This window comes from Streptomyces sp. NBC_01481 (genome assembly GCF_026339995.1).
Taxonomy (GTDB): domain Bacteria; phylum Actinomycetota; class Actinomycetes; order Streptomycetales; family Streptomycetaceae; genus Streptomyces.
Map to the genome: position 1 here is coordinate 1,898,138 of NZ_JAPEPT010000001.1, position 26,200 is coordinate 1,924,337.

Sequence of the window (26,200 nt, forward strand, 5' to 3'; positions counted from 1 at the left end):
ACCGTCCCAGAGGGGCGCGGCAGTCGGGCGTGGCATGGGCGTCGGGCTCATGTACGGGCTGTGGCGGCCGCGCGTGCTCGGCGCCTGGCGGGTCCCGGCGAGCGGCCCGGTGATCCTGGCCGTGAACCACTCGCACATGATCGACGGGCCGATGCTGATGGGCACCGCGCCCCGGCCCGTGCACTTCCTGATCAAGAAGGAGGCGTTCGTCGGCCCCCTGGACCCGTTCCTGCTGGGAATCGGTCAGCTGAAGGTGGACCGTACGACCGCCGACCGGACCGCCATCACCAACGCGCTCGGCGTGCTGGCGGGTGGCGGCGTCCTCGGGATATTTCCCGAGGGCACCCGGGGCGAGGGAGACTTCGCCTCGCTGCGCGCGGGGCTCGCCTACTTCGCCGTGCGCTCCGGCGCCCCGATCGTTCCGGTCGCGGTGCTGGGAAGCACTGAGCGCCGCGGACGGTTGATACGGGCACTGCCTCCGCTGCGCAGCCGGGTCGACGTCGTCTTCGGCGACGCCTTCGCGGCGGGCGACGGCAGCGGCCGCCGTACGCGCAAGGCGATGGACGAGGCGACCGTACGCATCCAGGAGCAGCTGACCGCCCACCTGGAAAACGCCAAGCGTCTCACCGGGCGCTAGGTAAGACTTGAGTAGTGGATCGCACGACAAGCGGTCCATCGATGATGCAACGTAACGAGGTAAGCACTTCATGAACGACCAGATCCACTCCGGCGACGAGCACGAGCACGGAGCGCTTGGCGACGCCGAGTACGCGGAGTTCATGGAGCTCGCCGCGGAAGAGGGCTTCGACGTCGAGGACGTCGAGAACGCGATCGGCGAGGCCGGTCACGGCCCGCTGCCCGTCCTCGCCGTCGTCGGCCGCCCCAATGTCGGCAAGTCGACCCTGGTGAACCGCATCATCGGCCGCCGTGAGGCCGTCGTCGAGGACAAGCCCGGCGTCACCCGCGACCGTGTCACCTACGAGGCCGAGTGGGCGGGCCGCCGCTTCAAGCTCGTCGACACCGGCGGCTGGGAGCAGGACGTGCTGGGCATCGACGCCTCCGTCGCCGCCCAGGCCGAGTACGCCATCGAGGCGGCCGACGCGGTCGTCTTCGTCGTCGACTCCACGGTCGGCGCGACCGACACCGACGAGGCCGTCGTCAAGCTGCTGCGCCGGGCCGGAAAGCCCGTCGTGCTCTGCGCCAACAAGGTCGACGGACCCAGCGGCGAGGCGGACGCCACAGCCCTGTGGTCGCTGGGCCTCGGCCAGCCGCACCCCGTTTCCTCGCTGCACGGCCGCGGTACGGGCGACATGCTCGACGCCGTCCTGGAGGCGCTGCCCGAGGCCCCGGCCCAGACCTTCGGCAACGCTGTCGGCGGCCCGCGCCGTATCGCCCTGATCGGCCGCCCGAACGTCGGCAAGTCCTCCCTCCTGAACAAGGTCGCCAACGAGGACCGCGTCGTCGTCAACGAAATCGCCGGCACCACCCGCGACCCGGTCGACGAGCTCATCGAACTCGGCGGCATCACCTGGAAGTTCATCGACACGGCCGGTATCCGCCGCCGGGTCCACCTCCAGGAGGGCGCGGACTACTACGCCTCGCTGCGCACCGCGGCCGCCGTCGAGAAGGCGGAGGTCGCGGTCGTGCTGATCGACGCCAGCGAGTCCATCAGCGTCCAGGACCAGCGGATCATCACGATGGCCGTCGAGGCGGGCCGCGCCCTGGTCATCGCGTACAACAAGTGGGACACCCTCGACGAGGAGCGCCGCTACTACCTCGAGCGCGAGATCGAGACCGAACTCGCACAGATCGCCTGGGCGCCCCGGGTCAATGTCTCGGCCATCACCGGCCGCCACATGGAGAAGCTGGTCCCGGCGATCGAGACCGCGATCGACGGCTGGGAGACGCGTATCCCGACGGGCAGGCTGAATGCCTTCCTCGGCGAGATCGTCGCCTCCCACCCGCACCCGATCCGTGGCGGCAAGCAGCCCCGCATTCTCTTCGGCACCCAGGCGGGCACCAAGCCGCCGAGGTTCGTGCTCTTCGCTTCCGGCTTCCTGGAGCACGGCTACCGGCGCTTCGTCGAACGACGGCTGCGCGAGGAGTTCGGCTTCGAGGGGACCCCGATCCACATCTCGGTGCGGGTGCGCGAGAAGCGCGGCCGCAAGAAGTGACGTACGGGAAGTGACGTACGAGCAGTGACATGAACGAAGGCGCTGCCCCGGACCGGGTGAACGGTCCGGGGCAGCGCCTTCGTGTACGGCTTGTACGTCACGTCCCCCGGCGGGGGCCCGGCGGCAGGGCGGCCGGCACATGCGTCCCGTGGTGCGCACGGCTTCCCTGGTACGGCTGCCAGCTGCCGACGTGGGTCTGGTGCACAGGGTGGCTGCTGTGCAGTCCGGCGCCGAAGGCCTTGAAGTCGAGATCCTCCTCCCCGCTCCGGTCGCCCGGCAGGGCCTTGAAGGCCCTGCGGTACTCGGAGTACAGCGCGTCGTAGATCGGCGTCGGCGAGTGGCCGGACGTCGCGTCGTACGAGGGGCGCATGGCGGGGATCTGACTCTGATACGGCTGGCGGGAGGCGTCGTATGAGGAGTGCACGTACCTGCAACGACCCGGCCGTCGGACGGATGCGGGCTGCGTGGAGCTGCATTCTTCCGGGGGAGGCGCAACGTGCGCCGGGGGTGCGTTTCCGCACCCCCCGGGTCTTCATGCTCTCGTCAAACGTCGGTCAGGTGCCCGCGAGCGGCATCGTCGCCGCCACCAGACGGCCGCGCGCCGCGGCCCTCTCCAGCGCGTCGCGCAGCAGATCCTCGCGCGGCTGCTGGCCGATCGAGCCGACCGGGGCGGCGAACACCAGCACCGTGTGCGACTTGTTGGCGGCCGCACGCCAGCCGTCGGTCACCTGGAGGGGCTGATGGGCCTGCCACCAGGCGACCGGGCTGCCGCCGCCGGTGCCGGGCTGGAGCACGGCGTGCAGCTGGCCCATGGCGACCAGGACGGACCAGCCGTGCAACTGGGTGGTGGGCCGGTGGCTGACCTCGGAGATCGGCACGAAGCCCTGCTCGATGAGCAGCGGGAGGAAGTCGTCACCGCCGTTGCCGGTCGTGCCGGGCCGGGCGATCGGCGCGGTCGGTTCGACGACCAGGGCGGGGTGCAGTTCGCCGTCGATCAGTACGAGACCGCTGGTGATCCCGAGCACGGCCTGCTCCGGACCGCCGGCCTGCCGGGAGGCGCCGGGGTGCGGTGGCTCCTCGCCGGTGATGGACCTGACGGCACCCTGCAGCTGGTCCTCGGCGACCTGGACGACCTGTGAGGGGATGCAGGTGGCGTGGGCGAAGGCGAGAACGGCGGTCTCCTCGCCGACGAACAGGACGGTGCTCGTGCGTTCCTGCTCGGAGTCGCCGGGGGTGCGGCAGGAGGTGCAGTCGTAGCTGCCCGGGGCGTTCTCGCCGACGAGCAACCGGTCGGCTTCTTCGTCGCCGATCTCGGCGCGGACGTCCTGGCTGACGTCGAGCATGCGCGGCACGGGTGACTCCTCGGACTTGATCGATGTGCGCCGGGCGGGTCCCGGCTCATAAAGAGCTCAACGGGCGATCTGTGGCCGGAGTCACGCACGGAGAGGAATGGAATCGAACCATCCGACGCAAGCAGTGAGACAGCGGGCGGAATCGACTACTCACCGTCAACGGCTGCTGTGTGCACGGAAGTTGGGGCCGTGAAGCGGCTCACACATCGGCTCGCCCGCAGGTCGACAAATCATGAAATCAGCGAATCAAGTGGGTGGCCTGATTTCGCCGCTACTTCAGGTAACGGGCAACTGGCCTGGAATGACAGGGGATTGGTTGATACCGGAGTGCTGCGCTGCCTAGATTCCTCCGCCGTGTGCAGAGAGCACCGCCCGGGACAGCCCGCCCGGCCGCACAGCCAGTGCGGCCACGACAGCACCAGGCACCACCACCTCAGACGGGCTGGGCGGAGCGGACACAGGCGCCGGATGCGCCGAGGACCGCACCGCCCGGAGGGACCCCGGGTCCTTCGAGAGGAATTTGATGTTCACGAGTTCCCGTTCCCTACGCGGGCGTGACACGGCGGCGCTGGTCGGCGCCGCACTGGTGGCACCGCTGGTACTGCTCGCCGCGACCACGGGCGAGGCCCGGGCGGCGGACACCGGAGTATGGGACCGCATCGCGGCGTGCGAGAGCGGCGGAAACTGGCACATCAACACGGGCAACGGCTACTACGGCGGGCTGCAGTTCTCCGCCGGGACCTGGCGTGCCTACGGCGGTGGGGCGTTCGCGTCCACCGCGGACCGGGCGAGCAAGGGCCAGCAGATCGCGGTGGCGGCGAAGGTCCAGCGGGCGCAGGGGTGGGGCGCGTGGCCCACCTGCGCCGCGCAGGCGGGGGCGTACGGAAAGGCGCCGGCCGCGCCCGAGTCCGCCTCGCGCACGTCCTCGACCCCGAAGTCCTCCACCCCCAGGTCCTCGGCCGGTAAGTCGTCCGTTGCGGCAAAGGCGCCGGAGCGGGCATCGGGCCACACCGACCGCGGCAGCTCCCGCGGCGACTACACCGTCCGGCGCGGCGACACCCTCAGCGGGATCGCGGCGGCGCACGGCACGGACTGGCGCTCCCTGTATGCCGCCAATAGGGCCGTCATCGGCGGCGATCCGAACCTCATCGTGCCCGGGCAGAAGCTCGCGCTCTGAGGTGTGCTCCGGCAGCCCTGCCCGGGTCCGACCGGGTGGGGCTGCCCGCAGCCCGGGCGCGGCACCGCTTCTCGCCCGGCCGCGCTGCCTAGCGTGGCCCGATGTCGAAGATCAGATGGTGGCCCGCGGCGCTGGTGGCCGTACTTCTGGCCCTCGTACCACACAGCGGTGCGTACGCCGCGACGACCGACTGTGCCTCGTCCGGGTGGCCCTGGAGCTGTGTCGCCGAGTGCGAGAGCAGCGGCCGGTGGGACGCCAACACGGGCAACGGCTACTACGGCGGGCTGCAGTTCTGGCAGCCGACCTGGATCGAGTACGGCGGTCTCCGGTACGCGCCGCGCGCCGACCTCGCGACCCGGCGGCAGCAGATCACGGTCGCGGAGGACGTGCTGCGTACACAGGGCTGGGCAGCCTGGCCCGTCTGCTCCGCGAGATACGGCCTCCACGGCCGCTTCCACACTGTCCAGCCGGGCGACACGCTCTCCTCGATCGCGGTGCGCTTCGGGATCAAGGGCGGCTGGCCGGCTCTCTACGCGGCCAACAAGGCCGTCGTCGGGAGCTCGCCGGACCGGCTGCAGGTGGGCATGATGCTGGCTATCGGGGGGTGAGTTCGGCGGGTTCTCCGCTGAACGCGACCGTGCCGCGGCGCAGTTCATGGACGAGGACCGGCCTCCCGCCGTCGCCGATTCCGGGCGGAAGACGCTGTTCCGCGACGACGACGGCCGCGTCGAGGGCGCGCAGCAGTTCGTACGTACGGGCCGCGACGGGCGGTGACATGCCCTGGGTCGGCTCGTCGAGGAGGACGACGCGGGCGGGCATCAGCAGGGCGCGCGAGACGGCGAGCATGCGCTGCTCCCCGCCGGAGAGGGTGCCCGCGCGTCGGGCGAGGAGCGGGCGCAGGGCGGGATAGCCGTCAACGGCACGGACGAAGTCCCCGTCCGGCGCGGCGAGTTCGAGGTTCTCGGCGACGGTGAGGGTGTCGTACACGGCACGCAGATCCGGTACGAAGCACAGCCCGCGGCGGGCCCGTTCGTGGGCGTGCAGGCCGCTCACGTCGGTGCCGCGCCACACCACCCGCCCGGCGGACAGCGGCACCGTCCCCGCCAGGGCGCGCAGCGCGGTGGTACGGCCCGAGCCGTTGCGCCCGATCAGCACGGTGAGAGCGGCCGCGGGCACGGGGAGATCGACGCCGTGCAGGGCCTCCAGGGGGCCGTAGCGTACGCGGGCGGCGCGCAGTTCGATCTCGACGGTCATTGCACGATCCGCCCCGCCTCCATGACATGCACCGTCTGCGCGATGCGCGCGACGAGATCGAGATCGTGCTCGACGACGAGCACGGCCATCCCGTCCGCGGCGAGCGCGCCGAGAATCCGCGCGAGGGCCTCCGCCTCGACGGCGTCGAGCCCGGCGGCGGGCTCGTCGAGCAGCAGCGTGTGCGGCCCTCCGGCGAGCGCGCGCCCCAACTCGACGCGCCGCAGGGCCCCGGTGGACAGCCCGGCGGCGGGCAGATCCCGCACGGGCCCGTCGAGCCCGAGCAGCCGCAGTACGGGCCCGACGGCGGAGGGATCCCGCCGGTGCCCCTGCTCGGCGCCGATGCGTACGTTCTCCTCGACGGTCAGCGAAGCAAAGACGGCGAGCTGCTGAAAGGTCCGGGCAATCCCGAGCCGCGTGCGCGCGTGCTCGGCCAGCCGGGTGATGTCGACCCCGTCGAGCTCGACCCTCCCGCGATCGGGCCGCAGAGTCCCGCAGAGACAGTTGAACAGGGTGGTCTTTCCGGCGCCGTTGGACCCGATGAGGGCGGTGACCTGGCCGGAGGGAAGGACGAGATCGACGCCGTCGAGGGCGGTGAAGTCGCGGTACCGCAGCCGCACGCCACGGGCGACGAGGGTGTGCGCGGGAGGCGGACGCGTGGCTCCACGGGCCGGGCGGCCGGGCTGTCCGGCGCCGCTGCTGGGCGCTCGGCTCCCGGCGTCGCGGGTGTCAGGGACGGGCCAGGGCCCGGGGGTTGGTGCCGGACCGTCCGTCGGGGGCAGGGCTTCGCCGCCGGGCGGGGTGGGCCGGGCTTCGCCCGAGCCGGCGGGCCGTGCGGCCGCGCCGCGTCCCCGTCCTCCGGTCGACGCGGCCCCCGCCCGGGCCACCTCTGTCGCCGGTCGCGCCTGGCCGTGGCGGGAAGCCGTCAGACCCAGGCGCTTGAAGGCCCGGTTCGGGGCGTCCGGGAAGCGGCCGATCAGGACGGCCAGGATGCCGATGACCGCCGCTGCCACGCCGCCGCGGGTGCCCGCGTCCAGGCCCACCAGGAGTGCTGCCGCCACCAGGGGGCCCACGAGGTTGTCCGCGCCCAGGACCACCACCGCGGCGAACCAGAGCAGGCCGCGTACCGGGTCGTACGCCTCGGGGTCGAAGGCGCGCACGCCCATGCCCAGCAGGCCGCCGCCCAGGGCCGCGAGAGCCGCGCCGAGGACGAAGGCCAGGAGTTTGAGGGACGCGACGCGCACGCCCGCCGCCGACGCGCCGGGTTCGTGGTCGCGCAGGGCCGCCAGCGCGCGGCCCGTGCGGCCCCGCCGCAGTGCCGAGACGGCGAGCAGCGCGCAGGCGAGGACGGCCAGTTCGACCACGTAGTACGCGCGGTCGGACGTCAGGCCGGTCGGGCGGGACAGGGAGAGCCCGGCCGTCGCGTACGGCTGCGCGAAGACGAAGCGGCTCACCCCCACCCCCACGGCCAGCGTCGCGAGCGCCAGCGCCAGACCGTGGCGGCCGATCGCGGGCCACCCCGTCAGCAGTCCCAGGGGCGCTACCAGCAGGACCGCGACGACCAGCGCGAGCAGTTCGGGCATCGCGGGCAGGCCCGGGAAGCGTCCGGCCGCCAGCAGTGCCGTGAAGAGCGCGCCGAGGCCCGCGTACGCCGCCTGGCCCAGTGAGATCTGTCCGCCCCGCCCCGTCACGACCACCAGCGACAGCAGAATGACCGCCAGCGCCGGGACCTGGATCGAGGTGTGCAGGTCGGTGCCCGCGAAGCCGAGCGGGAGCAGGAACAGGATCCCGGCCACCAGCCAGACGACGCCGGGGACGCGTACCGCGGGCGCCGCGGCCCGCGCCACCGTGCTCTGCGCCCCCACCCCCGGCAGCATCAGCGCCGCAATCAGCAGTGCCACTACGAAGAGGTTCGCCCCCACCGCCTGGAGCAACTGCTCGCCCCACCCCGAGGGATGCAGCCGAGTCAGCTGGGCCTGCGCCACGCCGATAGCGAGGGCGGCCGCCACGGCCACCGCGAGACTCCGCATCCGGGCCACCACCGCGACCGCGATCACCTCGACGACCAGCAGCGGCAGCCCGTAGGGATCGAGGCGTACGTACGGCGCGAGCAGCACACCCGTAAGACCGGCCGTGAACGAGCCGAACGCCCAGCCCACCGCCGACACCCGGTCGGCGTCGATCCCGCCGAGCGCAGCGAGCGCGCGGTTGTCGACGACCGCGCGCAGCTCACGGCCGAAACGGGTCCACCGGGTGACCGCCGTGACCAGCACGGCGAGCAGCAGCACGGCACTGAGCTGCACCCACGGATCGTCCGGCAGCAGCTCCGGCGCATCCGACCGCGCCCCGTTGCCCCACAGCAGTGCCGCGCCCCCGACGAGCAGGACGAACACACCGATGGATGCCACCAGAGCGCGCGCCGGGTCCACCTCCAGAACCGCGATCGGGCGGAAGACCAGCCGGTCCAGGACAAGTCCGATCGCCGGGGCGACGACCAGCAGTGTCACCGCGGCGGCGAGCGGCAGCGGCCAGCCCCACTCCACCGCGAACTCCCGCAGCACATACGCGCAGACCATCGCGATCGCGCCCTGCGCCAGATTCAGCACACCTGTGGCCCGGTAGGTGACGATCAGCCCGATCCCCGTGAGTGCGGCCGCACTGCCGACCGCGAGCCCCGCGAGGGTGAGGTCGTACGTCAGCGAGCTCACGTGTTCAGACCTGGGGCTCGCACACGGGGCACGGGTCCAGAACTCTGTCGCCGACCGGCTCCGCCTCCGGCTTGCCCGCGACAAGCGGGCAGTCGGGCCGGTGTGCCAGCGTCCCGCCCGGTACGCACACCACCGGCCCGTCCGACGAGGGAGGTTCGAAGGGCGGCACATCCGCGGACGGAACGGCCGCCGGGGCCCCGGCCTCCTCCCGGCCACCCGCCCCGGCCATGCGCCCCGCCGCCGCGAGCAGCACCGCCCCGGCCACCAGCAGGGCCGCACCCGGCACCGTGCAGGAGGCCAGATAGGGGATCTGCCGCTCGGCGAAGCGCTCGCCGGACACTCCGTACCAGCCGATCACGGACAGCACGGCGCCTGCGGCGGCCGCCGCGAGCCCGCCCCACCACAGCAGTCGGGACGTCGGCATCGCGCTGCCCTCCCGGTCTGGTGATGGTCTGGTGATGTACGGCGATTCCTTGCACTATGCCCTGAACCGACAGACGCTGGAAGCCGACAACCGGTGGTGAGCCAGATGGTCCATGTCAGGCACCAGAGAACCGCGGCATGGGCGGCCGCCGCGGTCCTGATACTCGTACCGGCCGCGGCAGGATGCTCGGACGACAACGGCGGCGGCTCCAAGGCCACGCCGACCCCGTCCGCGACGGCCCTGCCCTCCAGCAGCGCACCGGCCGCCAACGGCCCGGCCGACCCCGCGGCCGCGAAGGCGGAGATCGAGAAGAACTGGACGACGTTCTTCGACCCCAAGGCGGCCACGGACGCCAAGGTCAAGGTGCTGGAGAACGGTGCGCTGCTGCGTCCGCTGCTCGCCGCGTTCAGCGGCGACAAGAACGCCGCGCAGACCTCGGTGAAGGTCACGGACGTGCAGTTCACCTCGCCCACCGACGCCACGGTCACCTATGACCTGCTGGTCGCCGGCGCGCCCGCCCTGCCCGGCACCAAGGGCACGGCGGTCTACCAGGACCAGACCTGGAAGGTCTCCGTGAAGACCCTGTGCGCCCTGGTCAAGCTCAGCGGCAATGCTGCCGCGCCGGGCTGCTGAAAGCCTGCTGCTCGCGGCTCTCCTGACCGGGAGCGCCGCCTGCGGCAGCCGCTTGCCCGAGAGCGCCTTCGAGAGCTCGGCGCCACCCGTACGCAGTAGCGCTGCCCAGCCGATCCGTATCGGGATCATCAGCAGCGCCACCAGCCCGGTCGGCGGCGCCGCCTTCTCCGGCCCGGGGGAGGGGGCCAAGGCATACTTCGACGCGCTGAACGCGAAGGGCGGCATCGGCGGCCGCCGGATCGAGGTGATCACCTGCGACGACGGCGGCAGCGGCGTCGGCAACAACGAATGCGTGCACAAGCTGGTCGACGAGAAGAAGGTCTTCGCGCTCGTCGCGACAACCGCACTCGACTACGCGGGCGCACCACTCGTCGCCAAGGCGGGGGTTCCCGACATCGGCGGTCAGCCGATCGGCCCCGCGTACGACACCTATCCGCATCTGTACGGGATCTACGGCAGCCTCGCCCCGCGCACCGGCGACGCCCCCGGCTGGCACGGCACGCTGTACGGCGGCACCGAGGTCTACCGCTACTTCAAGAGCACCCAGGGCGCCCGAACCGCAGCCGTCGTCTCCTACAACCAGGCCTCGTCCGCCGCCTACGCCCGGCTGATCACCCAGGGCCTGAAGGCCGAGGGCTATCGCGTGGTCACCGAACAGGTCGACTTCGCGCTGCCGAACTTCCGTGCCGTCGCCGCAGACCTCCAACAGCAGGGCGCCGACCTGGTCTTCGACGCGATGGACACCCACGGCAACGCCCAGCTGTGCGAGGCGATGGACGCCGTCGGCGTGCATGTCACCGCCAAGGTCACGAACGTGCAGAACTGGGACTCCTCGGTACCGAAGGACTTCAAAAACGCGCCGAGCTGCCGCAACGCCCTGTGGGTGACCGGATCGAGCCGCAACTACGAGGACGTCGATCAGCCCGCCGTACGTGAATTCCGTGAGGCGATGAAGGGCCGTCAGCTCTCCCAGTGGCAGCTGGAGGGCTGGGCCGCCGCCATGTGGTTCACCGACGCGGCCCGCTCCTGCGGGGCCGATCTCACCCGCGACTGCGTCGAACGCTTCGTCAACCGGCCCGAGCCGTACACCGCTCGCGGCCTGCTGCTGCCCGTGGTCTTCGAGAAACTGGCCGAGCCGCCGAAGACCCGCCACACCTGTCTGTCCGTCGCACGCTGGCGGGACGGCAAGGGCTGGGTCACCGAGGGCGACATGACCAAGAACTGCTACACCGTGCCCCAGCTCCCGTATCGGCCCTAGCCGACAAGTACAGTCCGTAACTGCACAGACGAATAACGGGGGTCGCTACGGCGCATGCACATCTCTTTTCTGCTCCACAACGCGTACGGAATCGGCGGAACGATCCGCACGACGTTCAACCTTGCCCGGGTCCTGGCCGAGCGTCATGACGTCGAGATCGTCTCCGTGTTCCGTCACCGTGACGAACCCATGATGGGCGCGCCCTCCGGTGTCACCATGAAGCACCTCGTGGATCTGCGCGCAAAGAGTCCCGGCTACGACGGCGACCACCCGGACTACCAACGACCCGCCCAGGTCTTCCCGCGCGGCGAGGGCCGCTACAAGCAGTACAGCCGCCTCACCGACGCCCGCATCGCCGCCCATCTCGGCTCCCTGCGGGCCGATGTCGTCGTCGGCACCCGCCCCGGGCTCAATGTGCACATCGCCCGCCAGACCCGCCGCGGCCCGGTCCGCATCGCCCAGGAACATCTCACGCTGGACAGCCACGGCCACCGGCTGCGCCGCGAGATCGGGCACCGCTACCCGCTCCTGGACGCGGTCACCACCGTCACCGAGGCGGACGCGCGGGCCTACCGCGCCCAGTTGAAGCTGCCCGGCGTACGGATCGTGTCCGTGCCCAACAGCGTGCCCGCGCCGACCGTCGCGCCCGCGGACCACAAGAGCAAGTGGATCGTCGCGGCCGGGCGGCTGACCAAGGTCAAGGGGTACGACCTGCTGGTCAAGGCCGTCTCCAAGGTGGTCGCCGCGCATCCCGACTGGCGGCTGCGGATCTACGGGGGCCCAGACGCGACGGGCAACGAGAAAAACGCGCTGCTCGCCCTCGTCGAAGAGCGCCAACTGCACAACCACGTCTACCTGATGGGGCCCGCCAACCCGCTGGAGCCGGAGTGGGTCAAGGGCTCGATCGCCGCGGTCACCTCCAGCCTGGAGTCCTTCGGCATGACCATCGTCGAGGCGATGCGCTGCGGTGTCCCCGTCGTCTCGACCGACTGCCCGCACGGGCCCGGCGAGATCATCGAGGACGGCGTCGACGGCCGTCTCGTGCCGGTCGGCGACGTGGACGCGATCGCCGACGCCCTCATCGCGCTGATCGAGGACGACGAACTGCGCCGCCGCACCGGACAGGCGGCGCTCGCCGCCTCCGCCCGCTTCGACCCGGCGCGGATCGCCGAGCGCCACGAAGCCCTGTTCACCGAGCTCGTCGGAAAGGGAGAGCGCGGATTCTGGCGCGGCGCGGTACGCGACACGCTGCGCCGCAGCAGGAGCGCGCTGTACGACGGGATCTACTCCGCGCGCTACCGGGCAGCCGACGCGATCCGTAAGGGGAAGAAGTCCTGATGACCACGGACACCGAGCGGCGCACGCCGCGCGCCGACTGTCTCGCCGACGCGGCGGGCGCCGTCACCTTCGACCTGGCGGGCGTCGGAGCGACCGACGGTGAACTCGTCCTGAAGCGGCGTGGCGGCGAGGGGGAGCAGGACGAGACGCGGCTGCCGCTCACGCCGTCGGGTGACGGGACTTCGCGTGCCGTACTGCCCGGGACGGCCGAACTGGCCGAAGGCCACTGGGACGCGTATGCCGGGGACCGGCCTGTCGAGTCCGGCATCCGGGACGTCCGGGCACTCCTCGGCCGCACGCCGGACACCGACCGGATCGCCGCACGCGTCCCGTATCCCACGGCGAGAGGCAGCCTCGCCCTGCGCTGCTGGGTGCGCGCCCCGCACGCCGAGGCCGGGGACATCGGCCTGGTGCCGGAGCACTGCGCGATGACGGTCGATGGCCGGCTGTACGGAACCGAAGTGGGCGAGGGAGCCGCCGCAGAGGCTCGCCTGCGCGGCGGCGACCTGGTGCACCGGGTCCCGGCGACGGGTGAGGACGGGGCCTTCGGCTTCACACTGCCGTTCGCTCCGCTGGCCGAGGCGTCGGGCGGCAAGGACCAGTGGTGGGACCTGTGGCTGATCCCGGCGGCAGGGGCCGCGGCGGTGCGGGTGTCCCGCGTCCTCGACGACGTCTGGGACAGGAGGAATGTCTTCGTGTACCCGAAGCAGCGGACGGAGACGGGGCAGTTCGCGGAGCCGTGCTACACGGTCGACAACGACTTGTGCGTGCGTCTCACTGCGGCGCGCTGAGCGGGGGCCGCTGCGCGGGGCTTGATCCCCACCCCGCCCGTTCCCTTAACCGGGGCTCCGCCCCGGACCCCGCGCCTCAAACTCCCCCAGACTTCGTCCGGGGGGACCCCCACGGGGCTGGAATGTGCGGCAGGGCCGCACATTCAGCCCGTCCGGCGTTTGAGGACACGCGCGAAGCGCGTACCGGGGTCTGGGGCGGAGCCCCAGTTCGGGATGGGGGTACCTCCCACGGCCGCCAGGCCGTAGGGGGAGGGCGGGGCGGGGAACAGGCCCGCCGCAGGCGCCCCCCGCCCCCGCCCCACATCGCGGACAGAAACCGTCCGCAACCCCTGCCACACTCGACCCCATGTTGGAGACCTCCGCAAGACTCCTCCGCCTGCTCTCCCTCCTCCAGGCCCACCGCGAATGGTCCGGCGCCGATCTCGCCGACCGGCTCGGCGTCACCCCGCGCACCGTGCGGCGCGACGTCGACCGGCTGCGCGAGCTCGGCTATCCGGTGAACGCCAGCCCCGGCACCGGAGGCGGCTATCAGCTCGGCGCGGGGGCCGAGTTGCCGCCGTTGCTGCTCGACGACGAGGAGGCGGTGGCCGTCGCCGTCGGCCTGCGTACCGCCGCGGGACAGGGCATCGAGGGCATCGGCGAGACCTCCGTACGCGCCCTGGCCAAGCTGGAGCAGGTGCTGCCGAGCCGGCTGCGCCGCCGCGTGGGCGCGCTCAACGCGTTCACCGTGCCGATGATGCGGGCCCCGCAGGCGCAGATCGACCCCTCCGTCCTCACCGAGCTGGCCAACGCCTGCCGCGACAGCGAGCGGCTGCGCTTCGAGTACCGCGACCACGGCGGCTCCGCCACCCGCCGCAGCGTCGAGCCGCACCGTCTGGTGTGCACCGAGCGCCGCTGGTATCTGGTCGCCTGGGACCTGGACCGTGGTGACTGGCGGACGTTCCGGGCGGACCGGATCACCCCGAAGCCGCCGCACGGCCCGCGCTTCGCCCCGCGCACCCCGCCGGCCGAGGATCTGGCCGCGTATGTCTCGAAGGGAGTCTCCACGCATGCCTACGCCGCCCAGGCGGTCATCCGGCTGCACACCTCCGCCGAACTGGCCGCCCAGGTCGTCGGACCGTCCGACGGCGTCCTGGAGGCGGTCGACGAGAAGACCTGTCTGCTGCGCACCGGGGCCGCGAGCCTGGACGTGCTGGTGATCCATGTGATGCTCATGGGCGTCGACTTCGAGGTGGTCGAGCCCGAGGAGCTGACCGAGCACATCAGGTCGGTCCGGGACCGCCTGTCCCGGGCTCTCGACTGATCTCCGCCGCCTCCGCCACATCGTGCTCGATGGCCGCGAACTCCGGGTGGTGCAGATCGAAGGCGGGCGACTCGGTGCGGATACGGGGGATGGTGATGAAGTTGTGCCGGGGCGGCGGACAGGACGTCGCCCATTCCAGCGAGCGGCCGAATCCCCACGGGTCGTCCATCTCGATCTTCTTGCCGTACTTCGTGGTCTTCCAGACGTTGTAGAGGAACGGCAGCGTCGAGAGGCCGAGCAGGAACGAGCCGATGGTCGAGACGGTGTTGAGGACCGTGAAGCCGTCGGCGGCCAGATAGTCGGCGTACCGCCGGGGCATGCCCTCGGCGCCCAGCCAGTGCATCACGAGGAAGGTGGTGTGGAAGCCGACGAACAGCGTCCAGAAATGGATCTTGCCGAGCCGTTCGTCGAGCATCTTGCCGGTGAACTTGGGCCACCAGAAGTGGAAGCCGGCGAAGGTCGCGAAGGCGACGGTGCCGAAGACCACGTAGTGGAAGTGCGCCACGACGAAGTACGAGTCCGTGACCTGGAAATCCATCGGCGGCGACGCCAGGATGACGCCTGTGAGACCGCCGAAGAGGAAGGTCACCAGGAAGCCGACCGCCCACAGCATCGGCGTCTCGAAGGACAGCGAGCCCTTGAGCATCGTGCCCGTCCAGTTGAAGAACTTCACCCCGGTCGGGATCGCGATCAGGAAGGACAGCAGTGAGAAGAACGGCAGCAGCACCGCTCCGGTGACGAACATGTGGTGCGCCCACACCACCACCGAGAGCCCGGTGATCGTCATGGTCGCGCCGATCAGGGTGATGTAACCGAAGATCGGCTAGCGCGAGAAGACCGGGATGATCTCCGTGATGATGCCGAAGAACGGCAGCGCGATGATGTAGACCTCGGGATGGCCGAAGAACCAGAACAGGTGCTGCCACAGCAGCGCCCCGCCGTTCTCCGCGTCGAAGACCACCGATCCGAAGCGCCGGTCCGCCTCGAGTACCAGCAGCGCCGCGGCCAGTACGGGGAAGGCCATCAGCACCAGGATCGTGGTGAAGAGGATGTTCCAGGTGAAGATCGGCATCCGGAACATCGTCATGCCGGGCGCGCGCATCCCGACGATGGTGGCCAGGAAGTTCACCGAGGTCAGGATCGTTCCGAAGCCGGAGAGGGCAAGGCCCATGATCCACAGGTCGGCGCCGATGCCGGGGGACCGCTCCAGGCCGTTGAGCGGCGCGTAGGCGGTCCAGCCGAAGGCCGGGGGACCGCTGGGCACCAGCAGGGAGCCGACCACCATCAGCCCGCCGAAGAGGAACAGCCAGTACGAGAACATGTTCAGCCGCGGGAAGGCGACATCGGGCGCGCCGATCTGCAGCGGCACGATCTCGTTGGCGAAGCCCGCGAAGGTCGGGGTCGCGAAGAGCAGCAGCATGATCGTGCCGTGCAGCGTGAAGGCCTGGTTGAACTCCTGGTTGCTCATCAGCTGCAGCCCGGGACGGGCCAGCTCGGCGCGCATCATCATGGCCATCAGGCCGGCGATGAGGAAGAAGACGAACGAGGTGATCAGGTACAGGTGCCCGATCTTCTTGTGGTCGGTGGTGGTCAGCCAGTCCACCACCACCCGGCCCGGATGCCGTTCCCGCGCCGGCTCGGCCTTTGCCTCGGCGGTCTCCGTACCCATCCCTGCCCCCTCGCTGTCCGCGGCTCGGGCTTCGTGTCTTCGGTATCGGGCTGGGGCCATGATGCTCGCCGCGATGTCCACTCCGACAGGGTGTGTCCCCGGCGGGATGTGTCCACTGGCGAGACCGTTCGAACACGAGGGTGGATTCTGTAAGGAACCGGTGAATTCTCCACAGTCCGTCAATTCACCCTCGGGCGCCTGCCCCGGGCAATTCCAGAGCGGAATTTAGCATGATCGACAAGGCGTGTGGAATTACCGCACGGGTGGCGCGGAACTGCTCGTTCGAGTGACGGAGTTTGAGCTGAACGCGTGTCGGGATCCTGTGACAGAAGCGTGACCGGTGGCGTACACGAGGCTGCTGAAGCACCCCTTGTCCCCGCTTCCGTCACCGTCCGCTCCCGCCTACGGTGGGTGTCATGGCACCGATACCGACCCCTCCCGCACAGCCCGACGACGCCCCCTCGTCGTACGTCGGCCTCGAAGTCGAGAGCGCCGGGCAGTTGGCCCGCGAGCGCGGCTGGACCACCGTCAGAGCGCTGCCGCCGGGCGCGATCATCACCATGGAGTATCTGGCGGGACGGCTCAATTTCGAGGTGGAGGGCGGCACGGTCATCCGCTGCTGGCCGGGCTGACAGGACCGCGCTACGGGCGACCGCTTGCGAAGAAGGCCCCGACCGTCATGGTCGGGGCCTTCGCCGTACGCAGCCGAGCGGCCGGGCTTCAGCCGCCCGTGACGGGGCGTGACGTGGGCGGGCGGCGGCTGCCCGAGGGCGTGACCGGCATCCGCTCGGAACGCACCGTGTGCGGTCTCTGACGGTCGAGTTGGGTGGCCGTGCGCGCGGTGGGGCGGCCGCCGACAGCGGCCACCGGCTCGCGGGCCGGCTCCTGCTCTCCCGAGGGCCCACGCTGCGGGAATATCCCCGGCGTCAGGCCGCCGGCGGCGACCGGCAGCGAGGGAGCGAGCCGGCGGCGCGCACGCCACTGCTCGCGCAGCGAGAGGATCCAGGCTTCCGCCGTGCCGATCAGGGTCTCGCACCAGGGCAGTGCGAGCAGGATCAGCAGCCCGGCCGCCCAGCCGAGCAGCACATCGCTCAGCCAGTGCGTACCGAGGTACACGGTGGTCAGGCCGACGCCCAGGGAGACCACTGCCGAGAGTGCCGACAGATAGCGCCGAGCACGCGGAGTGGTGGCCAGATACGCCAGGATTCCCCAGGTCACGACCGCGTTCGCGGTATGCCCGGAGGGAAATATATCGCCGCCGGCGAAGAGCTCGGCGGAGCCGATCTGCGTCGCGTAGTGGGGGCCGAGGCGGCCGAGACCGATCTTGACGGCGCCCACCGTCGCGTTGAGCAGGAGCAGGGCGGCGCCGAGCGCGAGGAGGGGGCGCAGCGTGTGCTGACGCCAGGAGCGCCAGCCCAGCCAGGCCGCCACCATCACGGCTGTGGGTCCGCGCTGGCCGAGCACCACGAAGTAGTCGAGAAAGGCGTGGAGTTCCGGCCACTGCTGGTAGGGCCGGAAGAGCATGACCTTCCAGTCGAGGGTCACCAGCCAGGTCGGGGCGAGCACCGCCACGACGATGGCGAGATAGAACGCCAACGTCCCGCCGAAGAGCGTGAGACGCGTGCGGCTCATCCGCGGGATCTCTATCTTCGGCGGTTCCGGCTCTCGGTCCAGGCGGGCAAAGATGTCGGTACGCACCCAATCGACGTTACAGCGAGTGAGTGTGCGACTAGGCCGAACCAGCGGCTTTGTGATGACGATGTGATGTGGACTATCTCTCAGTTCGGGATTTATTCCGGGCCAATTCGGAAATCCCGCAAGCCGCCCGTCATATTGCTCAGGAGCGGGTCACGCCGGGGTCTTTCGGCGCCGCAAATAATAGTTCACCGCCGCCCCGTGTGGAATTTTCCCCCCGTTCGGACCATCCAAGATTCACTTCCGTGCCGGGCGTGGCGTGGCGCACGCCACACGTCCGTGTTCACAGAGGTGAGAGCTTGACCACGCGCCGGGCGCCCGAACTCGCGTACTCTGACGGCTCACTCGCCCGTCGATGCCGGACCGCCCTGTGGAACAGCAGCACCGTCCCGGGCAGGCCCGCCGAGCGCGAGGGACTCATTGGGAGGTACGTACATGTCCGGGACGACCACGGCCGGAGCACGGCTGCGTGCCGCCGGCGGCGGTGCCAACCGCTGGGTCGTTCTTGTCGTCCTCTGTATCAGCCTGCTGCTGGTCGCGCTCGACGCGACCGTGCTGCATGTCGCCGTCCCCGCCGTCACGGAGGATCTGCGCCCCACCGGGGTGGAGCTCCTGTGGATCGTGGACGCGTATCCCCTCATCTGCGCCTCGCTGCTGATCCTTTTCGGCACGCTCGGTGACCGCTTCGGCCGTCGCCGTGTGCTGTTGATCGGTTACGGGATCTTCGGCCTCGCATCGGCGGTCGCCGCACTCGCGACCACCCCGGAAGTACTGATCGGTGCGCGAGCCCTGCTCGGCGTCGGCGGCGCGATGATCATGCCCGCGACGCTCTCGATCCTCCGCGCGGTCTTCCCCGACCGGCGTGAGCGCGCCATGGCGATCGGCATATGGACCGCCGTCGCCGCGGTCGGCGCCGCCACCGGCCCGGTCCTCGGCGGCTTTCTCGTCGAGAACTTCTGGTGGGGCTCGGTCTTCCTGATCAACATCCCGCTGATGGCGCTGATACTGCCCGTCGGGCGCTGGCTGCTGCCCGAATCCCGCGGTGGCGCCGACGGGCCCTGGGACGTGCTCGGTGCGCTGATGGCCGCGGGCGGCGTGCTCGGCGCGGTCCTCGGCGTCAAGCGCCTCGGCGCCGGTGACAGCGTCCTCGATGTCAAGGCCGTGGGGCCGCTGCTGCTGGGCGGTGTGCTGCTCGCCCTGTTCGTACGCCGCCAGAGGCGCCGCGAACAACCGCTGATCGACATGCGGATGTTCGCCAGGGCCACGTTCTCGACCTCGGTCGGCTGCATCATCCTCGCGATGCTCGCGCTGGTCGGCCTGGAGCTGATCGCCGTCCAGTACCTCCAGCTGGTGCTGGGACTCAGCCCGTTGGAGACCGGCCTGCGGCTGCTGCCGCTCACCTTCGCCGCGATGGCCGCGGGCGCCACCGGATCCCACACCCTGCACCGCGTCGGCCCGCGCCGGATGGTCGCCTGGGGCTTCGTCCTGACCGCGGCGGCCGTCCTGCTGCTCACCCTTATGGGGCAGCACGACCGGCCCTGGCTGTTGACCACCGGGTTCGTCCTGCTCGGCTTCGGACTGCAGACGACGCTCTTCGGTGCGTACGAGTCGATGCTCAGCGAGGCCCCGCCGGACCAGGCGGGCGGGGCCGCCGCGATAGGCGAGACCTCCTACCAGCTCGGCGCCGGGATGGGCATCGCTCTGCTCGGCAGCGTCATGAACGCCGCGTACGCGCCCGCCCTGACCTCTCTGAGCGGCGTCCCCGGCTCGGCGGGCTCGGCCGCGTCGAACTCACTGGGCGAGGCCTATCAGGTGGCCGACCGCCTCGGAGGGTCGAGCGGCGAGATGCTGCGCTCCACGGCCCGCCACTCCTTCGTCCACGGTCTCCATGTCACGCTGCTGGTCAGCGCCGGTCTGCTGCTGCTCGGCGCGCTCGCCGCGCTGCGGCTGCCGAGGGTCATGGAGTGCGCGGCCGCGGCCGAGAAGTGCCCGGCGCCGAGGCGCCCGGAGGTCTCGCTCCCGGCGAGCCGTGAGCCCGCCGAAGCGACCGGGTCTGGACGCGCGGCACACTGAGTCGTAACGTCGGGCGGAGCCCGTAACTAACACTGCTAGTTTTCGTGTTCCGCTGTGTGAGCGCCGTCGGAGGCCATGTCATGTCCGCACCCTCGAAGCCCGCGCCCTTCGATCCGAGCGACCCCCTCGGCATCGACGATCTGCTCGACCCCGAGGACCTGGCGATCCGCGACACCGTCCGCAGCTGGGCCGCTGATCGTGTCCTGCCGTACATCGCCGACTGGTACGAGCGCGGCGAGCTCCCCGGCATCCGCGAACTCGCCCGCGAACTCGGCTCGATCGGCGCCCTCGGCATGTCGCTCAAGGGCTACGGCTGCGCGGGCGCCACCGCCGTCCAGTACGGCCTCGCCTGTCTCGAGCTGGAAGCCGCCGACTCCGGCATCCGCTCGCTCGTCTCCGTCCAGGGCTCGCTGGCCATGTACGCGATCCACCGCTTCGGCTCCGAGGAGCAGAAGCAGCGCTGGTTGCCCGGTATGGCGGCGGGCGAGATCATCGGCTGCTTCGGCCTCACCGAGCCCGACCACGGCTCCGACCCGGCCGGGATGCGCACCTTCGCCAAACGCGACGGCTCCGACTGGGTGCTGACGGGCCGCAAGATGTGGATCACCAATGGTTCGGTGGCCGGCGTCGCCGTGGTCTGGGCGCAGACCGACGAGGGCATTCGCGGATTCGCCGTGCCGACCGACACCCCCGGCTTCTCCGCACCCGAGATCAAGCACAAGTGGTCGCTGCGCGCGAGCGTCACCAGCGAACTGGTCATGGACGAGGTGCGGCTGCCCGCCGACGCCGTACTGCCGGAGGTCACCGGTCTCAAGGGGCCGCTGGGCTGTCTCACGCACGCCCGCTACGGAATCGTCTGGGGCTCGATGGGGGCCGCCCGGTCGAGTTTCGAGTCGGCCCTGGAGTACTCGAAGACGCGCGAGCAGTTCGGCAGGCCGATCGGCGGCTTCCAGCTCACCCAGGCCAAACTCGCGGACATGGCCGTCGAACTGCACAAGGGCATCCTGCTCGCCCACCACTTGGGCCGCCGCATGGACGCCGGCAAGCTCCGGCCCGAGCAGGTCAGTTTCGGGAAGCTCAACAATGTGCGCGAGGCGATCGAGATCTGCCGCACCGCCCGCACGATCCTCGGTGCGAACGGAATCTCGCTGGAGTACCCCGTGATGCGTCATGCGACGAACCTCGAATCGGTGCTCACCTACGAGGGCACCGTCGAGATGCACCAGCTGGTGCTGGGCAAGGCGCTCACCGGCCTCGACGCTTTCCGGTGACCCGGCAGCGGCCGACGGACGCCTTGCTCAGCTCTGGTTGAAGAAACCGTCCTGCCCGCGACCCGCGGCTTCCCCGCTGACCACCTGGGTGTCCATGGGGCTCAGCAGGAAGACACGGGTCGCGACGCGGTCGATGGAGCCGCGCAGCCCGAAGGTCAGCCCGGCGGCGAAGTCCACGACGCGCTTGGCGTCGGAGGGCTCCATGGCCGTGAGGTTCACGATGACGGGGACGCCCTCGCGGAACAGCTCACCGATACCGCGGGCGTCCCGGAAGCTGGAGGGCGACACCGTGGCGATCCGCCGGCCCTCTTCCTGGGCGGCCTCGGAGGCAACGCGCACCCGCGGGTCGGTGACCCACGCTTCACCCGACTCCGCACCCTCGGCGTACTCGTCGTCGTAGTAACGCTCGTCGCTGTCCTCGACGAGTCCCAGCCAGGCGCTCGCCTTGCGCACAGATCCCATGGACGCCTCCTTTCACTGCGGTCCGCTCACTGCGGTCTTCTTCCGTTCCGCGTCCCTATCGTCGTCCATAATGCGGATCGCGCGCCAAGTAGATAGTCGCCGCGCAGGGGATTCGTGACGGTACTGGTGCAGAACATGTGGCGATTCGTCAAGATTCCTGCTGCGTACGGGGCGTGGCGAGCCCAAAATATGAAAGTCGGGCCAGACGGGTGATCGTGGGGCGTACGGGTGAACGGATTGCTCGATACGATGCGCACCGCACTGTCGAACGACTCTCGGGGGACCGTCGTGTTCGGAATCGTCAGGCCATGCACACACCGGCTCAGCGAGGGGCTGAAGACCGAGTGGATGGCCCATCTCTGCGGGCTCTGCCTGGCACTTCGCGCCGACCACGGCCAGTTCGCCCGGGTCGTGACCAACTACGACGGCCTGATCGTCTCGGTTCTGACGGAGGCTCAGACCGAGCGCACCCCCGCCTCCCGCCGCACCGCAGGACCCTGCCCGCTGCGCGCCATGCGCACCGCGCCCGTCGCCCTGGGCGAGGGAGCACGCCTGGCAGCCGCCGTCTCACTGGTGCTGGCGTCGGCGAAGATACGCGACCACGTCGTCGACCGGGACGGGGTGTTGGCCCGCAGGCCCGTGGCCGCCACCGCCCGCAGGATCGCCGCGGGCTGGGACCGTGCGGGCGCCCGCACCGGCGCGGAGCTCGGCTTCGACACGGCGGTGCTGCTCGACGCGGTCGACCGTCAGAGCGGCATCGAGGCGCTGGCCGGTCCCGGTACCCCGCTGCTCACGGTCACCGAGCCGACCGAGACGGCGACCGCGGCCGCCTTCGCGCACACCGCCGTACTGGCCGGGCGGCCGGAGAACATCGTGCCGCTGGCCGAGGCCGGAAAGCTCTTCGGACGGCTCGCGCATCTGCTGGATGCCGTCGAGGACAGGGAAGCTGACGCGGCGTCGGGTGCCTGGAACCCGCTCACGGCGACCGGCACCTCGCTCGCCGAGGCGCGCAGGCTCGCCGACGACGCGGTGCACGGGGTACGCCTCGCGCTGCGCGACGCGCGATTCGTGGACGACACGCTGGTGCATGTGCTGCTCGCCCATGAGCTGCGGACCTCCGTGAACCGTGCCTTCGGCACCACGACCTGCTCGCACCAGGGGTACGGGCCGCCGCAGGACCCGCAAAATCCCTACCAGGGCGGCGGTCACGGGCCGCACGGCCAGGGGCCGTACGGCTCGAACAACCCCTACGGCGGCGGCAACCCGGGAGCGCCGGGCGGCCCCGGTGGCCCCGGCGGGCTCCCTCCGCAGTTCGGCGGTGAACCGCCCAAGCCCAAGCGGCGCGGCTTCTGGGCGGGCTGCGCGGTCTTCACCGGGCTGTTCTGCACCTGCCAGATCTGCTGCGCCAAGGAGTACGAGGGCCCCTGGTCCCGCAAGAAGCGCGAGGGCTGCTGCCGGGACTGCGACTGCGATGGCTGCGACTGCTGCTGCCCCTGCGACGGCTGCTGACCGGGCGGCGGAAGGGCGAATTCCGGCCGCCCCCGGGAGGGGCGCGAGGGCCGCGACGAGGTGGCGCCGACCGTCGCCCACGAGGACGGTCGCGCGGCCGATGGCAAGGCGCTCACCGGCCGAATCCATCTCGGCCCGAGCCGAGGTAAACCGGCCTGGGCATCGCTGCGACCTCGTACGACGGTGAACGGAACCTTCTCGGCGGCCGGCCCGTCTTACGGGCGGACACGCACGGCACAGCCCCGGCAGCCACCGAGCTGCCGGGGCCGTACGTCGTGCGTGTGCGAGCGGCCGAAAGATGCCCTTGCGCGGGATGTTGGCGCACCGAATACTCCCGAACAGCGCTTGTCAGGAACACGTCGTGTCCGGAACTCGAACACGTCCCCCGTGCTCCATGACTGCGCCTCACGGGCCCCGAACCCCACAACGGGCCCCCGATTCCCCTCTGGAGGAACGACAAGTGAGGATCAAGCGCACCACCCCACGCAGTGGCATGGCGAGACGTTTGCGTCTGCTCGCCGTCACCACTGGCCTGATCACCGCCGCCGCACTGGCCGTCCCCGCCGCCAACGCAACCCAGGCACAGACCTTCAGCGCCACCCAGCTCAGCGCCGCGAGCGACGCCGTACTCGACGCCGATGTGGCAGGCACCGCCTGGCTCGTCGACAAGACGACCAACACCCTGGTCGTCACGGCCGACAGCACCGTCTCCCAGGCCGGGATCGCCAAGATCAAGAAGGAAGCCGGGGCCAATGCCGGTGCGATACGCATCGAGCGCACCGCCGGCAAGCTCTCCAAGCTCATCTCGGGCGGCGACGCCATCTACGCCACCAGCTGGCGCTGCTCCCTGGGCTTCAACGTCCGCAGCAGCAGCGGCACCTACTACTTGCTGACCGCCGGTCACTGCACCGACGGCAACCCGCCCTGGTACACCAACTCCTCGCGCACCACGAGCATCGGCCCCACGGCCGGATCCAGCTTCCCGGGCAACGACTACGGCATCGTGAGGTACTCCAACACCTCGCTCTCCCACCCGGGCATGGTCGGCAGCCAGGACATCACCAGCGCCGCCAACGCGACCGTCGGCATGTCCGTCTGCCGCCGCGGCTCCACCACCGGCACCCACTGCGGCTCCGTCACCGGGCTGAACGCCACCGTCAACTACGGCGGCGGTGACATCGTCTACGGCATGATCCGCACCAACGTCTGCGCCGAACCGGGCGACAGCGGCGGCTCGCTCTACTCCGGCAGCCGGGCCATCGGCCTGACGTCCGGCGGCAGCGGCAACTGCTCCTCCGGCGGTACGACGTTCTTCCAGCCGGTGACCGAAGCGCTCAGCGCCTATGGGGTCAGCGTCTACTGACGCACCACTTGTGCAGTCGGCAACAGTCGAGCCCTCGTCCGTATAACAGGACGGGGGCTCGACGTCGCGCCCCCATTTGAGAGGATGTGAGGGCGGTCGGGCGTGGAGGGACGGGGGTTGCGGTCAGTGAAACGCATCGGAGTGACCGGCCACAGGGGCATCCCTCCCGAGGCGTACGACCATATCCGCGCCGGAATGCGCGCCGTTCTGTGCGGCCATCAGGGTTCGATGGAAGCCCTCTCCAGCCTTGCGGCGGGCGCCGACCAGCTGTTCGCCGACGTGGCGCTGGACTGCGGGGCCGAGCTGACCGTGGTGATTCCCAGCGGGGACTACGAGGAGGGCTTCACCGTCCCAGGGGAGCTGGCCCGCTTCCAGCACCTCAGAGGCCTTGCCAGCCGGGAGATCCAGCTGGCCTTCCCGTACTCCACCGACGAGGCCTATTACGCGGCGGGCGCGTATATCGCCGACAACTGCGACCGGCTGCTGGCGGTCTGGGACGGCCACCCCGCCCGCGGCCTCGGCGGCACGGGCGACATCGTCCGTTACGCACGAGACCGGGGCAAGCCCGTCACGGTCATCTGGCGCGACGGCCTGGAGCGCCTGTGACTGAAGTGGCCCTCAACTCCGGTGTCTGACCAGCCAGTCCGTGTGCTGCGGGGACACAATGCGCTCGGTCTCATAGACCGCTGACGGCCACTCCACCTCACTCACAGACGTCTCCATCGCCGTGTGCATCGTCGCCAGATCCTGTTCGACCAACGAGTGTGCGGCGATGAGTGGTTGATGGCGACGGATCTCGCTCCACGCCAGACACGCGGCCGCCGCTGCCGACAACAGGCCCGCCAGATCGACCGATTCGGCGAGCGAGAAGGTCCTCAGCAGGGCGAGGAAGAGCGCGAGCATCGTGAGCAGTCCGATGGACGCGGACCACAGAAGGGTGGCGCGGCGGGATATCTCCGTGCGCCGGTGGTACCAATTGCGCTGTTCGATCAGGCGGTCCCTCACAAAGGTCTCCTTGCGCACACTGAATGACTTGGCCCTCAATTGCCGCATGGGTGTCGTGATCAGCTCCCCGGCGGCCACCTTGGGCACGCTGGTGCGGGGGTCCTCCCAGCCGACCTTGGTCAGCTCCCCCAGTCCCTCCTCCAGCCTCACGGTGAACAACGCGTCGGCGTCGGTGGAGTGCGAGTCGAACGGCGCTCCATGGACGGAGTACCGCCAGCACAGTGACTTGATGAACTCCGCTGCGGAGCGGTTGAGTTGCCAATGCGACTTTGCTCGGCGGCGCGATGAGCGATAGCTGAAGATCAGCACTCCGGCGTATGCCAACGCGCTGAGGGCGCCGGGGAGTTGGAAGCTGGTGCCCAGCTTGAGCGACGACGGCAGTGCGGCCAGAGCGGCACCCGCCACCAGCAACAGCAGCTGGTAGCGCGTGGCGCCCACGGCCTCACGCTGGCGCGCGATCGCTATGGAGTCCGTGTGGTGGTAGAGAACCGGCAGATCAGTGTTACGGAAGACCATGCTTTGCAGTGGGCCGGTAAAACCGGTCATGTGCACCCCCGTCTGCAGTTTTGTCTTCACCCTTTAGGCGGAATGGCTTGTTCCGTGCCGTCCTGCGAGAATGCGCCGCAACTCTTTTGTTGCGTATCCACGTGCTGAGTTGCTGCGAGTGGCCATGAGAGTAAAGTCGTGCCGCCGGCATCGCAACGGTGCATGGTATCTGTGCTGGACACAACATCAAGGACGGCC

23 protein-coding genes and 1 pseudogene are annotated in these 26,200 nt (G+C 70.4%); 15 read left to right on the top strand and 9 right to left on the bottom strand.

Going from position 1 to position 26,200, the window contains the following annotated elements; genetic code table 11:
• Positions 1-34: 34 nt before the first annotated feature.
• Both OOK40_RS08750 and der read left to right on the top strand, forming a co-directional pair.
• Positions 35-637, top strand: coding sequence for a 1-acyl-sn-glycerol-3-phosphate acyltransferase (locus OOK40_RS08750; protein WP_266477983.1), 603 nt, complete (start codon positions 35-37; stop codon positions 635-637).
• A gap of 70 nt (positions 638-707) precedes the next feature.
• A complete protein-coding gene (gene der, locus OOK40_RS08755) occupies positions 708-2,174 on the top strand; it encodes a ribosome biogenesis GTPase Der (protein ID WP_266477985.1) in 1,467 nt (488 codons plus the stop codon).
• 97 nt (positions 2,175-2,271) lie between these two features.
• Here der and OOK40_RS08760 read toward each other — a convergent pair whose 3' ends face one another.
• Both OOK40_RS08760 and OOK40_RS08765 read right to left on the bottom strand, forming a co-directional pair.
• Positions 2,272-2,598: a hypothetical protein gene (locus tag OOK40_RS08760; protein ID WP_266477987.1), complete on the bottom strand. Its 327-nt coding sequence runs from the start codon at positions 2,596-2,598 to the stop codon at positions 2,272-2,274.
• Between the two features lie 130 nt (positions 2,599-2,728).
• On the bottom strand, positions 2,729-3,526 hold the full coding sequence (locus OOK40_RS08765; protein ID WP_266477989.1) for a hypothetical protein: 798 nt from the start codon (positions 3,524-3,526) through the stop codon (positions 2,729-2,731).
• A 523-nt stretch (positions 3,527-4,049) separates the two neighbouring features.
• On the opposite strand from OOK40_RS08765, the gene OOK40_RS08770 reads away from it, so the two are divergent.
• Together OOK40_RS08770 and OOK40_RS08775 are read left to right on the top strand one after the other, a co-directional pair.
• Positions 4,050-4,703 carry a transglycosylase family protein gene (locus tag OOK40_RS08770; protein WP_266477991.1) on the top strand — a complete coding sequence of 218 codons (654 nt, stop codon included), beginning with the start codon at positions 4,050-4,052 and terminating at the stop codon, positions 4,701-4,703.
• A 101-nt stretch (positions 4,704-4,804) separates the two neighbouring features.
• A complete protein-coding gene (locus tag OOK40_RS08775; RefSeq protein WP_266477993.1) occupies positions 4,805-5,311 on the top strand; it encodes a transglycosylase family protein in 507 nt (168 codons plus the stop codon).
• Here OOK40_RS08775 and OOK40_RS08780 read toward each other — a convergent pair.
• The 3 genes from OOK40_RS08780 to OOK40_RS08790 are packed head-to-tail and all read right to left on the bottom strand — an operon-like array spanning position 5,298 to position 9,086.
• Positions 5,298-5,957, bottom strand: coding sequence for an ATP-binding cassette domain-containing protein (locus OOK40_RS08780; RefSeq protein ID WP_266477995.1), 660 nt, complete (start codon positions 5,955-5,957; stop codon positions 5,298-5,300). The two genes, OOK40_RS08775 and OOK40_RS08780, sit on opposite strands and share 14 nt — an antisense overlap.
• Positions 5,954-8,662 carry an ATP-binding cassette domain-containing protein gene (locus OOK40_RS08785; protein WP_266477997.1) on the bottom strand — a complete coding sequence of 903 codons (2,709 nt, stop codon included), beginning with the start codon at positions 8,660-8,662 and terminating at the stop codon, positions 5,954-5,956. Before OOK40_RS08785 ends, OOK40_RS08780 begins: the two co-directional genes overlap by 4 nt.
• Positions 8,663-8,666: 4 nt before the next feature.
• Positions 8,667-9,086: a hypothetical protein gene (locus OOK40_RS08790; RefSeq protein ID WP_266477999.1), complete on the bottom strand. Its 420-nt coding sequence runs from the start codon at positions 9,084-9,086 to the stop codon at positions 8,667-8,669.
• 105 nt (positions 9,087-9,191) lie between these two features.
• Between OOK40_RS08790 and OOK40_RS08795 the strand changes: the two genes are divergently transcribed.
• The 5 genes from OOK40_RS08795 (at position 9,192) to OOK40_RS08815 (ending at position 14,409) form a co-directional block, all read left to right on the top strand.
• Positions 9,192-9,719 (top strand): hypothetical protein, encoded by a 528-nt coding sequence (locus OOK40_RS08795; RefSeq protein WP_266478001.1) that lies wholly within the window; start codon positions 9,192-9,194, stop codon positions 9,717-9,719.
• Entirely contained in the window at positions 9,697-10,977 is a 1,281-nt protein-coding gene (locus OOK40_RS08800; RefSeq protein WP_266478003.1) for an ABC transporter substrate-binding protein, read from the top strand. The genes OOK40_RS08795 and OOK40_RS08800 overlap by 23 nt, the downstream gene beginning before the upstream one ends.
• A gap of 54 nt (positions 10,978-11,031) precedes the next feature.
• On the top strand, positions 11,032-12,315 hold the full coding sequence (locus tag OOK40_RS08805; protein WP_266478005.1) for a glycosyltransferase family 4 protein: 1,284 nt from the start codon (positions 11,032-11,034) through the stop codon (positions 12,313-12,315).
• The gene (locus OOK40_RS08810) at positions 12,315-13,106 is read left to right on the top strand and encodes a hypothetical protein (RefSeq protein WP_266478007.1); all 792 of its coding nucleotides are present in this window, start codon (positions 12,315-12,317) and stop codon (positions 13,104-13,106) included. The genes OOK40_RS08805 and OOK40_RS08810 overlap by 1 nt, the downstream gene beginning before the upstream one ends.
• A gap of 346 nt (positions 13,107-13,452) precedes the next feature.
• Positions 13,453-14,409, top strand: a complete 957-nt coding sequence (locus OOK40_RS08815) for a YafY family protein (protein ID WP_266478009.1) — start codon at positions 13,453-13,455, stop codon at positions 14,407-14,409.
• On the opposite strand, the pseudogene ctaD reads toward OOK40_RS08815, so the two are convergent.
• Positions 14,369-16,078, bottom strand: a pseudogene (gene ctaD / locus OOK40_RS08820) (cytochrome c oxidase subunit I). The gene OOK40_RS08815 and the pseudogene ctaD overlap by 41 nt on opposite strands.
• 416 nt (positions 16,079-16,494) lie before the next feature.
• Between ctaD and OOK40_RS08825 the strand changes: the two are divergent.
• Positions 16,495-16,710 (top strand): I78 family peptidase inhibitor, encoded by a 216-nt coding sequence (locus OOK40_RS08825; protein ID WP_266478011.1) that lies wholly within the window; start codon positions 16,495-16,497, stop codon positions 16,708-16,710.
• An 88-nt stretch (positions 16,711-16,798) separates the two neighbouring features.
• Here the strand turns inward: OOK40_RS08825 and OOK40_RS08830 are convergent, their stop codons facing one another.
• A complete protein-coding gene (locus OOK40_RS08830; protein WP_266478013.1) occupies positions 16,799-17,776 on the bottom strand; it encodes a phosphatase PAP2 family protein in 978 nt (325 codons plus the stop codon).
• Positions 17,777-18,208: 432 nt separating this feature from the next.
• Here OOK40_RS08830 and OOK40_RS08835 point away from each other — a divergent pair, with 432 nt between their 5' ends.
• Together OOK40_RS08835 and OOK40_RS08840 are read left to right on the top strand one after the other, a co-directional pair.
• Complete coding sequence (locus OOK40_RS08835; RefSeq protein WP_266478015.1) at positions 18,209-19,846, top strand: MFS transporter; 1,638 nt, start codon at positions 18,209-18,211, stop codon at positions 19,844-19,846.
• Positions 19,847-19,926: 80 nt separating this feature from the next.
• Positions 19,927-21,117, top strand: coding sequence for an acyl-CoA dehydrogenase family protein (locus tag OOK40_RS08840; protein ID WP_266478017.1), 1,191 nt, complete (start codon positions 19,927-19,929; stop codon positions 21,115-21,117).
• Positions 21,118-21,144: 27 nt separating this feature from the next.
• On the opposite strand, the gene OOK40_RS08845 is transcribed toward OOK40_RS08840, so the two are convergent.
• Positions 21,145-21,579, bottom strand: a complete 435-nt coding sequence (locus tag OOK40_RS08845) for a cell division protein SepF (protein WP_266478019.1) — start codon at positions 21,577-21,579, stop codon at positions 21,145-21,147.
• A gap of 249 nt (positions 21,580-21,828) precedes the next feature.
• Here OOK40_RS08845 and OOK40_RS08850 point away from each other — a divergent pair, with 249 nt between their 5' ends.
• The 3 genes from OOK40_RS08850 (at position 21,829) to OOK40_RS08860 (ending at position 25,057) form a co-directional block, all read left to right on the top strand.
• On the top strand, positions 21,829-23,088 hold the full coding sequence (locus tag OOK40_RS08850; protein ID WP_266478021.1) for a DUF5685 family protein: 1,260 nt from the start codon (positions 21,829-21,831) through the stop codon (positions 23,086-23,088).
• Between the two features lie 460 nt (positions 23,089-23,548).
• Complete coding sequence (locus OOK40_RS08855) at positions 23,549-24,451, top strand: S1 family peptidase (protein ID WP_266478023.1); 903 nt, start codon at positions 23,549-23,551, stop codon at positions 24,449-24,451.
• A 126-nt stretch (positions 24,452-24,577) separates the two neighbouring features.
• Positions 24,578-25,057, top strand: coding sequence for a hypothetical protein (locus OOK40_RS08860; RefSeq protein WP_266478025.1), 480 nt, complete (start codon positions 24,578-24,580; stop codon positions 25,055-25,057).
• A gap of 12 nt (positions 25,058-25,069) precedes the next feature.
• Here OOK40_RS08860 and OOK40_RS08865 read toward each other — a convergent pair whose 3' ends face one another.
• Positions 25,070-25,972, bottom strand: coding sequence for a DUF4231 domain-containing protein (locus tag OOK40_RS08865; RefSeq protein ID WP_266478027.1), 903 nt, complete (start codon positions 25,970-25,972; stop codon positions 25,070-25,072).
• Between the last annotated feature and the right edge of the window lie 228 nt (positions 25,973-26,200).